The following is a 13,201-nucleotide window of genomic DNA, read 5'->3' on the forward strand; positions in this document are numbered from 1 at the left end:
GTCGGCGGCGGCCATCGCCTCGCCCTTGGCTTCGGGCAGGGGCTTGCCTTGTTCCTGGGTCAGCAGCGGGGCGATCTCGCCGGCGCGCTCGCGCATGAAAGCGGCGGCCTTGCGCATGATGGTGCTGCGGGCGGCGGGGGTCATGTCCCGCCAGGTTTCGAAGCCCTTCTGGGCCGCCTCGAGCGCGCGGTCGAGGTCGGCTTTTCCGGCGTGGGCGACGCGCCCGATTTCCTTGCCGGTGGCCGGGTTGAAGACCGGCAGCGTGCGGCCGTCGGCGGCATCCTGCCACTGGCCGTTGATGAAGAGCTGGGTATTGGGGTAGGTCATCGCAGTCGTCCCTCGGGTGAGGTGGCGATTATGCGATGCCGGTCAATGCCCTCCGGCCATGCAATGGGATGCGCCGCGGCTGCAGCGTGCTGGCGGTTTCGGCCCCGCCGGGGGCGTTGCACCGCATTACTGCAGCACCGTCGCTTCGACCGCCGGGCAGGCCAGGTCGCGGCCGACCATCGCCCGCGCGAAGAAGTAGTTGTTGCGCGCCCGCTCGCTCATGCCATCGAGGTCGACGTGACCTTCGTGGTCGCAAGGGAAGGCGAAACCCCGGCCGCTCGTGAACAGCGACTGGAAGCGAAGCTGGAACTTGCCGTAAGTAGCTTGACACATGGCACACCCCGTCTGAACTGGATTGGCTGCTGCCTTCCGGAGGGGTCCGTGTCGCGCCTGGCGCGGTGGGCATCCCTTCTGAAGGCTCCCGCAAGAGCCTATGCATCACGCGTGCCAACGACCCCGGCTCTTTGGTGCCGTTCGCGGCGCGCACGCAAGTGCGCGTCACGATTGAATATTTGGGCAGGCAGGGGGTTGCTCCGGCAGGTGTGGTGGCCCCGCCACCGAAAGTGGGGGTGGTGCCCACCCCCAATCCTCGACAGCTATTCCCCGGCCGCGGGGAGGCTGGCCATTTGCGCCTGGACGTTGGACGACGTGCAGCGCTGGTCGCCCGGCTGTTCCTCCCTCTCCCCTCCGGGGAGAGGGCTGGGGTGAGGGGCGCTTCCAACGCCCCCAGCCTCACCCCGGCAGCCTGATCCCCGGAAAGATCTTGATCACCGCCGCGTCGTCCTCGCGCCCGTGCCCCGCCGCCGAAGCCTGCATGAACATCTGGTGCGCGGTGGAAGCGAGCGGCAACGGGAACCTGGTGGCGCGCGCGGTGTCGAGCACCAGCCCCAGGTCCTTGACGAAGATGTCGACGGCCGACAGCGGCGTGTAGTCGGCCTTCAGCACGTGCGGCATGCGGTTCTCGAACATCCAGCTGTTGCCGGCGCTGTGCGTGATCACCTCGTACAGCGCTTCGGCGTCCACCCCTTCGCGCAGGCCCAGCGCCATCGCCTCGGCGGCCGCCGCGATGTGCACGCCGGCGAGCAGCTGGTTGATGATCTTGACCTTGCTGCCGTTGCCGGCCTTCTCGCCCAGCCGGTACACCTTGGCGGCGACGGCATCGAGCAGGTCGCCCACCTTCTCGTACGCCTCGGGGCGCCCGGCCGTCATCATCGTCATCTGGCCGGCGGCGGCCTTCGCCGCACCGCCCGAGATCGGCGCATCGAGGTACAGCAGGCCCATGCCGGCGAGCCGCTCCTCCAGCGCCATCGACCAGTTCGGGTCCACCGTGGAACACATGACGAACACGCTGCCGCGCTGCATCACGGTGGCCGCGCCGCCGGCGCCGAACAGCACCTGCTCGGTCTGCGCCGCGTTGACGACCACGCTGATCACGACCTCGCACTTCGAGGCCACGTCGGCCGGGCTGCCGCAGGCGACGCCGCCCTGCTCCGCGAACGCCCGCGCCGCCTCCATGCGCACGTCGTACACGTGCACGTTGTGGCCGGCGCGCCGCAGCGATTGCGCGATGCCCTGGCCCATCGCTCCGAGGCCGATCAGTCCGACATTTCTCATGGTGCGGCCATGATACGGCCGCGGGATCGGCCGCCGGGCGGCTACCGGCTGCGCGTGAGCACCGCGACCGCGAAGCCGGCGAAGAAGGCCGCCGCCGCGGTGGCGAGCGGCCGGTCGCGCACCTGCGCGCGCGCGGCGTCGACGTATTGCCGGGCCGGCATGGAGACCCACAGGTAGCGCTCCTCGGTGCTTGCCAGCGCCTGAGTGCCGGCCGTGCCCTGTGCGGCGGCAGCCGCGTCCGGTGCGGCGGCGTCCGCGGCTTCCTCCTGCGCGCGGAGATCGTCTTCCACTTCCGGCGGATGGATATCGCCGGTGAGCTTCATGTGCTTGCGGGGATGCGGCATGGCACTTTCCTGTTCGTGGGGCTTGGCCTCCATGGTGGCAGGACTCGGCGCCGCCGTCACGACCCGGCGGCCTCCACCGGCCGCACGCACAGCTCCAGCGCAGCCGTTCCGCCCGGCCTGAGCACCCGCAGGACGCTGTCGCGCCCGATGCGCTCCGGATGCAGCGCCTGGTACAGCCCATCCACGCTTTCCACCGGCCGCCCGTCGATGGCCAGCAGCAGGTCGCCGGGCCGCAGGCCCGCCTGCTCCGCCGGGCTGCCAGGCTCCACCGACAGCACGCGCACGGCGCGCGCCTGGGCGAGGCCCAGCGCCACCACGATGCGCCGGTCCAGCGCGATCGTGCTGCCGCCGACGCCGAGGTAGCCGCGCCGCACCCGCCCGTGGCGCAGCAGTTCGGGGATCGCCATCGTCGCGATGTCGATCGCCACCGCGAAGCAGATCGCCTGCGCCTGCGGGATGATGGCCGTGTTCACGCCGATCACCTCGCCGCGGGCATTGAGCAGCGGCCCGCCCGAGTTGCCGGGGTTGAGGGCCGCATCGGTCTGGATCACGTCCGGGATCAGGCGGCCGGTGGAGGCCCGCATGCTGCGTCCGAGCGCGCTGACGATGCCGGCGGTGACGGTGTGGTCGAAGCCGAGCGGATTGCCGATCGCGATGGCGATCTCGCCGCGCCGCACCTCGGCCGACCGACCCAGCACCGCGGGCGTCAGGGCGCCCTGCGACATGCCGTCGACCTGCAGCAGCGCGAGGTCGCTGTGCGGGTCGTCGCCGACCCAGCGGGCGGCGAAGCGGCGGCCATCGCTGAACGAGGCGTGGAACGCCCCGCCCTCGGGCCGGCGCGCCCCACCTGCGCGCACGACATGCGAGTTGGTGAGCAGGTAGCCGTCGGGCGTGAAGAGGAAGCCGGAGCCGCTGCCGATCGCCTTGCCGTGGCGGTCGTGGACCTGCACCGCGGCGACGCTGGGGCCGACGCGCTCGGCCACCTCGGTCACGGTGCGGGAGTAGGCGTCGAGCAGGTCGAGGTCGAGGTCGCGGGATCCCATGGGCAACTCCAGGGAGGGCAGATGAGGCAGCTGCGCTCCGATTACAAGGGAGCGTTCTCGATCGTTGCCTTCGGGCCGGATCAGCCCGGGACTGTCCGTCTCTGCGACTGTCCCATCCTGGTCCGGCACACGTGCAGCGTTTGGCTGCCGTGACCGGACAGGCTCCCCGCTCAATCCGCCGTGATCCCCGCCTGCTTGATCGTCTTCGCCCAGAACGCCGTCTCGGTCTTCACCATCGCATCGAGCTGCGCCGGCGGCTCGTAGCGGATCTCGATGCCCGCGGCGTCGGCGCGCGACTTCGCCTCGGGCGTCGCCAAGGCCTGCTTGATCCCGCTCGTGAGCTTTTGCACCACGTCCGGCGGCGTGCCGGCCGGCGCGAAGATCGCGACCCAGGACTCCAGCTCGAAGCCCTTGAGGCCCGCCTCGGCCGTCGTCGGCACGTTGGGAATGCCCGGATGGCGCGCCTTGCCGGTCACGGCGAAGGCCTTGAGCTTGCCGCTCTGCACATGCTGCATCACCGAGGGCGGCGTGCTCATGAACACCTGCACCTGGCCGGAGAGCACGTCCTGGATCGCCGGGCCCGAGCCGCGGTAGGGGATGTGGACCATGCTGGTGCCGGTGCGCAGCTTGAACATCTCGGTGCCGATGTGCGAGACCGAGCCGTTGCCCTGCGAGGCGTAGCTCACCTTGCCCGGGTTCTTCTTCAGGTAGGCGATGAACTCCTGCAGGTTGTTGGCGGGCACCGAGGGATGCGCCGCGATCACGTTGGTGGCCACGGTCACCAGCGCGATCGGCGTGAAGTCCTTCTGCGCCCAGGGCAGCTTGGGCGTGAGCGACGGGTTGCCCACGTGGTAGGCGGAATAGGAGACCAGCAGCGTGTAGCCGTCGGCGGGGGCGCGCGCGACCATGCCGTAGGCCACGTTGCCGCTGCCGCCGCCGCGGTTGTCGACGATGACGGGCTGGCCCAGCACCTTGGTCAGCGTGTCGCCGACGATGCGCGCGGACGTGTCCACCAGCCCGCCGGGCGGGTTGGGCACGATCAGGTTCACCGGCTTGGCGGGATAGCCGCCCTGCGCGAAGGCAAGGCCAGCGGAGAAGGCTGCGGCCGCAACGGCGGCGCTGCGGAGTAGGAATCGGCGGTTCATCTCGTCTCCTGTTCTTGACTGCGTGGGTTCATTCGGACTTGTAGTGCGCGACCTCATGCGTTCCGACGCAGCTCGGTCACGGCCGCGGGCACCGGGTGCAGCTGCGTGCTGGGCCCCGCCTTCACGAGCTGGCCCGGCACGTCGTGGCCGACGATCTGCGGCAGCACCCGCGCCACCTGCAGCAGCTGGTCGAGGTCCATGCCCGTGTCGTAGCCCATCGCCTGCAGCATGTGGATCGTGTCCTCGCTGCTGATGTTGCCGCTGGCGCCCGGGGCGTACGGACAGCCGCCGAGGCCGCCGAGCGAGCCGTCGAAGCGGGTGATGCCGGCCTGCGCGGCCGCCAGCACGTTCGCCAGCCCCATGCCGCGCGTATTGTGGAAGTGCAGCGTGAGCTGCTGGCCCGGCAAGCGCCGCTGCGCCTCCTCGCACATGCGCGCCACCTGCGCCGGGTTGGCCATGCCGGTGGTGTCGCAGATCGTGACGCCGCGCACGCCGAGGTCGGCGAAGCGCTGCGCCCATGCGAGCACCGATTCCTGCGGCACCTCGCCCTCCATCGGGCAGCCGAAGGCGGTGGAGAGCGAGACGTTCACCGGCGTGCGGCCGGCGACGAAGCGGATCACGTCGGCCAGCGCCGCGAAGCTCTTCTCGCAGGGCATGCGCAGGTTGGCGAGGTTGTGCGTCTCGGAGGTCGACATCACCAGGTTCAGTTCGTCGGCGCGCGACTCCATCGCCCGCTCGGCGCCGCGCAGGTTCGGCACCAGCACGGTGTATTCGACGCCCGGTGCGCGGCGGATGCGGCCCATCACCTCCTCGGCGTCGCGCAGCATCGGGATCGCCTTGGGCGAGGTGAAGGAGGTGACCTCGATCTTGGCGTAGCCGCATTCGGAAAGCGCGTCCACCAGGTGCACCTTGGCGTCGGTGGGAACGAACTCCGGTTCGATCTGGAAGCCGTCGCGCGTGACGACCTCGTTGAAGTGGATGCGCTTGCTCATTGCTCTCCCTTGATCACGCCGCGGCTCCTGAGCCCGGCGATCTGTTCCGGCGTGAGTCCCAGTTCGCGCATCACCGCCTCGCTGTCCTGCCCCAGGCGCGGCGCGTTGCGGTGCTGGCCGCCCGGCGTGCGCGAGAGCTTGGGCACGATGCCGGGAACGGTCAGCGTGTCGCCGTCGTCCAGGCGGACCTGCTGCAGCATGCCGCGCGCCGCGTAGTGCGGGTCGGCGGCGATGTCGGCGACGGTGTAGATGCGCCCGCCGGGCACGGAGGCCGCATCCAGCGCCTGCAGCACCTCGTCGACGGTGCGCGTCTTCGTCCAGGCGCCGATGGCCGCGTCGATCTCCTCCACCCGCTTCACGCGCCCGGTGTTGTTCGCGAGCTCCGGGTCGTGGCCCAGGTCCTCGCGGCCGATGGTCGTCATCAGGCGCTTGTAGATGCTGTCGCCGTTGCCGGCGACGAGCGCATAGCCGCCGTCGCTGCACAGGTAGGCGTTGGTCGGCGCGATGCCGGGCAGCGCGCTGCCCGCCGGCCCGCGCACCGCGCCGAACGCGCTGTATTCCGGCAGCAGGCTTTCCATGCAGTTGAAGACCGCCTCGTACAGCGCGACGTCGATCACCTGCCCCTGGCCGGACTTCTGCCGCTCGTGCAGCGCCATCAGGATGCCGATCACGCCGTGCAGCGCCGCGAGCGTGTCGCCGATGCTCACGCCCACGCGCACCGGCACCCGGCCGGGTTCGGCGGTGAGGTGGCGCAGGCCGCCCATGGCCTCGCCCACCACGCCGAAGCCGGGGCGGTCGCGGTAGGGGCCGGTCTGGCCGTAGCCGCTGATGCGCAGCACCACCAGGCGGGGGTTCGCCTCCACCAGCTGCTGCGGATCCAGGCCCCAGCCTTCCATCGCGCCGGGGCGGAAGTTCTCGATCAGCACATCCGCTTCGGATGCGAGCCGGCGCACGATGTCCTGCGCTTCGGGATTCCTCAGGTCCAGCGCCACCGAGCGCTTGTTGCGCGACTGGACCTGCCACCACACCGAGGTGCCGTTCTTCAGCAGGCGCCAGTTGCGCAGCGGGTCGCCGGTGCCGGGCGGTTCGATCTTCACCACGTCGGCGCCGAAGTCGGCGAGGGTCTTGGCCGCGAAGGGGCCGGCGATGAGCTGGCCCAGTTCCACGACCTTGAGTCCGGCCAGCGGGCCGGCGGCAGGCTTTGTCTCCATGGCGCGCAGTGTGCGTGCGCCCGCAGCCTGCGTCTATTGCCTTTTGCGCGGCGCAGCTTTCGCCTTTTGCGAAGGCTCGATGAGCATGCGGACCAGTTGCTCGACCACCGGATCGTTCATGCCGGGCCGGGTGGCCAGCAGCATCCGGCGCGAAGCCCACGCATCCGCCAAGGCGCGCCAGCGCAGGCCCATCGCGCCCATGATGGGAAGGGCCGCGCTCTTGGGCAGCACCGCGATGCCGAGGCCGGAGGCCACCAGGTGGCAGACGGCATCGAAGCTGCGCACCTGCATGCGCAGCTTGAGCGGCCGGCCGGCGGCATGGGCGGCCTCGTGCTGCTTTTGCAGCAGCGCCGCGCCTTCGGCCAGGCTGATCCAGTCCTCCTCCAGCGCGTCCGCGAACGGGATGGCGCCGCGGCCGTTGAGGCGGTGCTTCGCCGGCAGCACCAGCACCAGTTCGTCACGCCGGAACAGCTGGCACTCGAGCCCTTCGGTGTCCACGCCTTCGACGAACACGCCCAGCTCCGCCCGGCCCTCGCGCACGGTGGTGGCGACGAGGCTGGAGACCTGCTCCTCGAGTTCGACGTGCACGTGGCGCGCCTCGCGGGCGTGGCGCGCCAGCAGCGGCGGCAGGAACTGGTTGATCGCGGCCGTGCTGGCGCACAGCCTCACGTGGCGCGTGACACCGCGCTTCAGGTCGGCCAGCTCGCTGCCCATCTGCTCGAGCGACTGCAGCATCTCCAGTGCGTGGCGGGCGAACACGCGGCCGGCGCCGGTGGGCAGCAGGCCGCGTCCGTGCCGCTCGAACAAGGGCTCGCCGACGGCATCTTCGAGTTCGCGCAGGCGCCGGCTCGCCGCGGCCAGGGCCAGGTGCGAGGACCGCGCGGCGGCGCTCAGGCTGCCCTGCTGCAGGCAGTCGACGACGAGGAGCAGCGAGACGAGGTCGAAGCGGGCGAGGTTGTAGCCGCTGGGTCCGGGAGGCATGCGCCCCATCGTATGCGCGCAAGCGGGATTCGCAGGCGGAAGACTCAGTCCTCGCCCATGTGCAGCCACTCGTCCTCGCGCATGGACTGCATGAAGGCCATCGCGGATTCGAGCATCCCGGCGCGTTCCGCCCATTCGATGTGCTCGCGGAAGCACAGGCGCTTGGTGAGCGGAGGCGTCACCTTCCAGGCCGGACCCGTGGCGGGGGCGGGAGGCAGTTGCTGGCCACGCGCCGTCTTGCGCGCGGGCAGCATGGCGACGAACTCCGTCCAGCGGACGGGGCGCGGGCACACGCGGTTGTTCTTGCGCGCCACCAGCATCGCCGCGTCGAGCGTGAACAGCGGCTGCTTCTCGCGCTGCGGGGTCGGCAGGATGGGCGCGCGGTCCGGCGACTGGGTGGGCGCCCAGGCCCGCTCGCCCGGACTGAGCGAGGCCGGGGCCGTGGGAGGCACCGTCATGGGAGCGGTCGGGGCGAATCTCTGTTCGTGCTGCTTGGACACCTCGTTCCACATCGCCCAGGCCGAGTCGCCGTCGCTGTGCACGGCGTCGGGCGCGGGAATGGGATCGGCGGCGTGCCAGGGCTGGTCGAGGTCGGCGCCTTTGCGGGCGGGCAGCTTGGGACCGGTGGGTGTCATCACCGGTTCAATGTAACGCGGGAAAGTGGCCTTCTGTTGATTCGCGTCAGCAAAATTAAGCCCCTCCGTAGGGCATTCGGAGCTTCCCCGCAACGGCCGAGCAGGGCGCGCGCTGGCTACACTGCCGCGATGCCGGATGCCGCCACGAAGCCCCGCTCCCCGCGATCGCTGTCGGGGTTGCTGCCCTTCCTGCGGCCCTACCGCGCGCGCTTCGCGCTGGCGGGCGTGTTCCTGTTGCTGGCGGCGGGGGCGATGCTGCTGTTTCCCGTCGCGCTGCGCACGATGATCGACCGCGGGCTCTCCGCCGATCCGGGCACGCGCATCTTCGCCCTGCGCGAGCACTTCCTGCTGCTGTTCGGCGTCGCCGTGGGCCTGGGCGTGTTCTCCGCCGCGCGCTTCTTCCTCGTGAGCTGGATCGGCGAGCGCGTCACGGCCGACCTGCGCAACGCGGTCTACGCCCACGTGCTGCAGCAGAGCCCGGCCTTCTTCGAGAGCACGCAGACGGGCGAGGTGCTGTCGCGCCTGACGACCGACACGACGCTGGTGCAGACCGTGGTCGGTTCGTCCTTCTCGCTGGGCCTGCGCAACCTGGTGATGGGCATCGGCGCGCTCGCGATGCTGGTGGTGACGCATCCGCGCGTGATGGCGCTGGTGCTGCTGGTGATCGTGGTCGTGGTGCTGCCGGCGATGCTGTTCGGCCGCCGCGTGCGGCGCCTGTCGCGGGCCAGCCAGGACCGGGTGGCCGACTCCAGCGCGATCGCCGCCGAAGTGCTGAACGCGATCCCCGTGGTGCAGAGCCACGCGGCGGAGGAGCGCGAGGCGCTGCGCTTCGCGGCGGCCACCGAGAACGCCTTCCGCACCGGCGTGCGGCGCACCCGCGCGCGCGCCGCGCTCGTGGCCTTCGTGATCATCGCCAACGCCGCGTTGATGCTGTGGGGGCTGTACCAGGGCACGCAGGCGGTGCTGCGGCACGAGCTCACCGCCGGCCAGCTCGGGCAGGCCGCCTTCTACGTGGCGATCTTCGCCGGCGCGGTGGCGGTGCTGGGCGAGGTGTACGGCGACCTGCTGCGCGCCGCCGGTGCGACCGAGCGCCTGATGGAACTGCTCGCCAGCCGCTCGCCGGTGGTCTCGCCCGACCATCCGGTGGCGCCGCCGGTGCCCGCCGGTGGCAGCACGGTGCGCTTGTCCCGCGTGCGCTTCCACTATCCGTCGCGGCCGCAGACCGCCGCCCTGTCGGACTTCGAGCTGGCGGTGGCGCCCGGCGAAACGGTCGCCCTGGTGGGCCCCAGCGGCGCCGGCAAGACCACCGTGTTCCAGCTGCTGCTGCGCTTCTACGATCCGCAGCAGGGCAGCGTCGCGATCGACGGCACGCCGGTGCAGGACTGGCGGCTGCAGGAACTGCGCGCGCGCATCGCGCTGGTGCCGCAGGAGCCGGTGATCTTCTCGGCCTCTGCGCTGGAGAACATCCGCTACGGGCGCCCGCAGGCGAGCGACGCGCAGGTGCAGGCCGCCGCGCAGGCGGCCTTCGCGGACGGCTTCCTGCGGGCGCTGCCGGAGGGCTACGACACCTTCCTGGGCGAGCGCGGGGTGCGCCTGTCGGGCGGGCAGCGCCAGCGGATCGCGATCGCACGGGCGATCCTGAAGGATCCGCCGCTGCTGCTGCTGGACGAGGCGACCAGCGCCCTGGACGCCGAGAGCGAGCGCATGGTGCAGGCCGCCCTGGCCACCGCCATGCGCGGCCGCACCACCCTGGTCATCGCCCACCGCCTGGCGACCGTGCAGCAGGCCGACCGCATCGTCGTCCTGGACCACGGCCGCATCGTGGAGTCAGGGCCTCACGAGGACTTGCTGGCTGCGGGGGGAATGTACGCGCGATTGGCCGCGCTGCAGTTCATGACTTGAAGAAGAGGACATCCGGACGCAGAGGACGCGAAGGGTACGCAGAGGACGCAGAGGACGCAGAAAAGACAAAGAAAACTTTAGAAGGTTCTCTTTTGCGTCCTCTGCGTACCCTTTGCGTCCTCTGCGTCCGGCAGTCCGGTTTTCGGCCCTACTGCAGCGGCCCCTTCAGCCCCTTGGGAATCGGCAGCGGCAGCACCGGGATGCCCTCCTCCAGCAGCTCCTGCGTCTCTTCGCGCGAGGCCTGGCCGCGGATGCCGCGCTCTTCGGATTCGCCGTAGTGGATCTTGCGGGCCTCGTCGGCGAAACGCTCGCCGACGTCCTCGGTGTTGGCCATGACCTGCCTGACCAACTGCATCCAGGCGGCCTGCAGCTGCGGATTCGGCGCGGCCATGACTTCCTGCTTCGCGGCTGGCTTGGGCTCGGCGGCACCCAGGTTCAGGCGGGGGGCACTGGGCAGCTTGGTGACCTGCGCGTCCCCGCACAGGGGGCACTCGACCAGCCCGCGACCGAGCTGGTCGCGGAATTCGTCTTCCGACGCGAACCAGCCCTCGAAGCCATGGGCATGGCTGCACTGCAGGTTGAGGACCTTCATGCGCCTAAGGTAGTGCCTGCCAGGCGAGTTTCCAAGCACCGGCTGTCACGTTCTGGACCCAGATCGCCGACGCCAGCGTCTTGGAGTCCTGCACCCGGCCGTCGCGGCACCAGTCCAGGAACTCCTGGGGCGTGGCGGTGATGACGTCCAGGAACTCGCCCTCGTCCAGGCGCGCGCCCCGGTGTTCCAGCCCGCGGGCGAACCAGATGCCGATGGACTCGTCCGAGTAGGCGACGGTGGGATACACCGTGAAGGCGAACGCCCATTCGCGTGCCACGTAGCCCGTTTCCTCCAGCAACTCGCGCTGGGCGCAGGCCAGGGCGTCCTCGCCCGGGTCCAGCTTGCCGGCCGGGATCTCGATCATCACCTTGCCGGTCGGGTGGCGGTACTGGCGCTCGAGCACCAGCCGGCCGTCGTCCAGCAGCGGCACGACGGCCACCGCGCCGGGATGGAGCACGAATTCGCGCGTGGCGCAGCCGCCATCCGGCAGGCGCACGGTCTCCCGCACGATGTGGAGGAAATCCCCCCGGAGCAATTCCTCGCGGGACTGCGTGTGCTCCCTCAGGTGGGCGTCTTCGTGCGACATGGGACTACTTGCGCTTGTAAAGGTACCGCCAGACGAAGCCGGGAAAGGCGAAGGTGAGGAACAGCGCCGCCGTGATCGCGTAGAACTCCCAGCCCTGGGGAGCGACCTGGCCGGCACGCTGCTCCAGCGCCAGGCCGACGGCACCGACCAGAAGATACATCAGGACCAGCTCGCCCAGGCGGATGGCGAGGCTCTTGCCCCCCGCCAGCGGCACCAGGCCGACGAGGCGCTCGGTCAGGAAAGGCAGGTTGGCGGCGCAGAAGGCCAGTCCCAGGACCAGCCAGATGGAGGCCGTCTGCGTCACACGGGCGTCAAGGGCTCAGGAGCCCAGCATCTTCACGATCGCCTGCGCACACAGCGTCATCAGGCCGCCGGGCAGGATGCCCAGGACCAGCACCAGCGCGCCGTTGATCGTCAGCACGATGCGCACGTCCACGGGCGCAGCCACCGTGGTCGCGGTGATCGGCGCGTCGAAGTACATCACCTTGACCACGCGGATGTAGTAGTAGGCCGCCACCAGCGACATCAGCACCGCGAACACCGCCAGGCTGATGTACAGCGTGCTGCCGGACACCACCAGCGCCTGCAGCACCGACAGCTTGGCGTAGAAGCCCACCATCGGCGGAATGCCGGCCAGCGAGAACAGGCAGATCGACATGATCGCGGCGTACAGGGGGCTGCGCTGGTTCAGGCCGGCGAAGTCGGCGATCTCCTCGCTCTCGAAGCCTTCGCGCGCCAGCAGCATGATCACGCCGAAGCTCGCCAGCGTGGTGAGCACGTAGGTCACGATGTAGAACATCGAGGAGCTGTAGGCGTTGCGGGCGAACACCGGGTCGCCGTTGACCACGCCGGAGGCGAGGCCCAGCAGCACGAAGCCCATCTGGCCGATGGTCGAATAGGCCAGCATGCGCTTGAGGTTGGTCTGCGCGATGGCGGCCAGGTTGCCGATGAACAGCGAGGACACGGCCAGCACCACCAGCATCTGCTGCCAGTCGATCGCCAGCGGCAGCAGGCCTTCGACCAGCAGGCGGATGGCGATCGCGAAAGCGGCCAGTTCCGGCGCCGAGCCGATCATCAGCGTGATCGCGGTCGGGGCACCCTGGTACACGTCCGGGATCCACATGTGGAACGGCGCGGCACCCAGCTTGAACCCGAGGCCGGCGACGATGAACACGAGGCCGAACACCAGCACCTGGTGCTTGACCTGGCCGCTGCCGACGATCTTGAACACGGTGCCGATGTCCAGCGAACCGGTGGCACCGTAGATCATCGACAGGCCGTAGAGCAGGAAGCCGGAGGCCATCGCGCCCAGCACGAAGTACTTCATGGCCGCCTCCGTGGCCACCACGTGGTCGCGGCGCAGCGCCACCAGTGCGTAGCTGGAGAGCGTGAGCAGTTCCAGGCCCAGGTAGATCACCAGGAAGTTGCTGCCCGACATCATCACGAAGATGCCCAGCAGCGACAGCATCGCCAGCGTGAAGAACTCGCCGCCGCGCAGCATGTCGCGATCGCCCGCGTAGGGGCGGCCGTAGACCAGGCAGACCATCATGGCGATGGTGGCGAAGCACTTGAGCCAGTTCGCCATCGAGTCGCTCACCACCATGCGGTTGAAGCCGTACAGCGTGTCGCCGCGCGCGGCCAGGTCGCCGGTGAGCCAGGCAACGGCGGCCAGCGTCAGCATGGTGAGCGCGTAGGTCAGGGTGCGCTGGCGGCTCTTGACGCCCAGGTCGACCAGCGCGATCACGCAGGCCATCACCAGCAGCAGGATCTCGGGCGCGATGACGGCGAGACTTGTCGTGTTATCCATGGGTCTGGTTCTCTCGTCCGGC

15 protein-coding genes are annotated in these 13,201 nt (G+C 70.1%); 1 reads left to right on the forward strand and 14 read right to left on the reverse strand.

Annotation, left to right across the window (positions count from 1 at the left end; all coding sequences use genetic code 11):
- The 10 genes from WG923_RS29345 to WG923_RS29390 form a co-directional block, all read right to left on the reverse strand.
- Window positions 1-327, reverse strand: a 327-nt coding sequence (locus WG923_RS29345; protein ID WP_340354582.1) for an aldehyde dehydrogenase family protein, incomplete at its 3' end; no start/stop codon positions are given.
- A gap of 126 nt (window positions 328-453) precedes the next feature.
- Entirely contained in the window at window positions 454-660 is a 207-nt protein-coding gene (locus tag WG923_RS29350) for a hypothetical protein (RefSeq protein WP_340354583.1), read from the reverse strand.
- Window positions 661-1,059: 399 nt separating this feature from the next.
- The gene (ltnD, locus tag WG923_RS29355) at window positions 1,060-1,941 is read right to left on the reverse strand and encodes an L-threonate dehydrogenase (protein ID WP_340354584.1); all 882 of its coding nucleotides are present in this window, start codon (window positions 1,939-1,941) and stop codon (window positions 1,060-1,062) included.
- A gap of 41 nt (window positions 1,942-1,982) precedes the next feature.
- Window positions 1,983-2,285, reverse strand: coding sequence for a hypothetical protein (locus WG923_RS29360; protein WP_340354585.1), 303 nt, complete (start codon window positions 2,283-2,285; stop codon window positions 1,983-1,985).
- Between the two features lie 56 nt (window positions 2,286-2,341).
- Window positions 2,342-3,328, reverse strand: a complete 987-nt coding sequence (locus tag WG923_RS29365; protein WP_340354586.1) for a S1C family serine protease — start codon at window positions 3,326-3,328, stop codon at window positions 2,342-2,344.
- 170 nt (window positions 3,329-3,498) lie between these two features.
- Complete coding sequence (locus tag WG923_RS29370; RefSeq protein WP_340354587.1) at window positions 3,499-4,473, reverse strand: Bug family tripartite tricarboxylate transporter substrate binding protein; 975 nt, start codon at window positions 4,471-4,473, stop codon at window positions 3,499-3,501.
- Between the two features lie 53 nt (window positions 4,474-4,526).
- Window positions 4,527-5,465 (reverse strand): hydroxymethylglutaryl-CoA lyase, encoded by a 939-nt coding sequence (locus WG923_RS29375; RefSeq protein ID WP_340354588.1) that lies wholly within the window; start codon window positions 5,463-5,465, stop codon window positions 4,527-4,529.
- Window positions 5,462-6,676 (reverse strand): CaiB/BaiF CoA transferase family protein, encoded by a 1,215-nt coding sequence (locus tag WG923_RS29380; RefSeq protein WP_340354589.1) that lies wholly within the window; start codon window positions 6,674-6,676, stop codon window positions 5,462-5,464. The genes WG923_RS29375 and WG923_RS29380 overlap by 4 nt, the downstream gene beginning before the upstream one ends.
- Window positions 6,677-6,709: 33 nt before the next feature.
- Complete coding sequence (locus WG923_RS29385; protein ID WP_340354590.1) at window positions 6,710-7,657, reverse strand: LysR family transcriptional regulator; 948 nt, start codon at window positions 7,655-7,657, stop codon at window positions 6,710-6,712.
- 44 nt (window positions 7,658-7,701) lie between these two features.
- Entirely contained in the window at window positions 7,702-8,292 is a 591-nt protein-coding gene (locus tag WG923_RS29390) for a hypothetical protein (RefSeq protein ID WP_340354591.1), read from the reverse strand.
- Between the two features lie 129 nt (window positions 8,293-8,421).
- Between WG923_RS29390 and WG923_RS29395 the strand changes: the two genes are divergently transcribed.
- The gene (locus WG923_RS29395; protein ID WP_340354592.1) at window positions 8,422-10,194 is read left to right on the forward strand and encodes an ABC transporter transmembrane domain-containing protein; all 1,773 of its coding nucleotides are present in this window, start codon (window positions 8,422-8,424) and stop codon (window positions 10,192-10,194) included.
- Window positions 10,195-10,342: 148 nt separating this feature from the next.
- Here the strand turns inward: WG923_RS29395 and WG923_RS29400 are convergent, their stop codons facing one another.
- From WG923_RS29400 to nuoN, 4 genes are read right to left on the reverse strand one after another with little or no spacing between them, the layout of a single operon-like run.
- Window positions 10,343-10,786 (reverse strand): DUF1178 family protein, encoded by a 444-nt coding sequence (locus WG923_RS29400; RefSeq protein WP_340354593.1) that lies wholly within the window; start codon window positions 10,784-10,786, stop codon window positions 10,343-10,345.
- A 4-nt stretch (window positions 10,787-10,790) separates the two neighbouring features.
- On the reverse strand, window positions 10,791-11,372 hold the full coding sequence (locus WG923_RS29405; RefSeq protein WP_340354594.1) for an NUDIX hydrolase: 582 nt from the start codon (window positions 11,370-11,372) through the stop codon (window positions 10,791-10,793).
- Window positions 11,373-11,376: 4 nt separating this feature from the next.
- A complete protein-coding gene (locus WG923_RS29410) occupies window positions 11,377-11,676 on the reverse strand; it encodes a DUF2818 family protein (protein WP_340354595.1) in 300 nt (99 codons plus the stop codon).
- 15 nt (window positions 11,677-11,691) lie between these two features.
- The gene (gene nuoN, locus WG923_RS29415) at window positions 11,692-13,179 is read right to left on the reverse strand and encodes an NADH-quinone oxidoreductase subunit NuoN (protein WP_340354596.1); all 1,488 of its coding nucleotides are present in this window, start codon (window positions 13,177-13,179) and stop codon (window positions 11,692-11,694) included.
- Window positions 13,180-13,201: the final 22 nt, after the last annotated feature.

Source organism: Ramlibacter sp. AN1133 (genome assembly GCF_037890035.1).
GTDB lineage: Bacteria > Pseudomonadota > Gammaproteobacteria > Burkholderiales > Burkholderiaceae_C > Ramlibacter.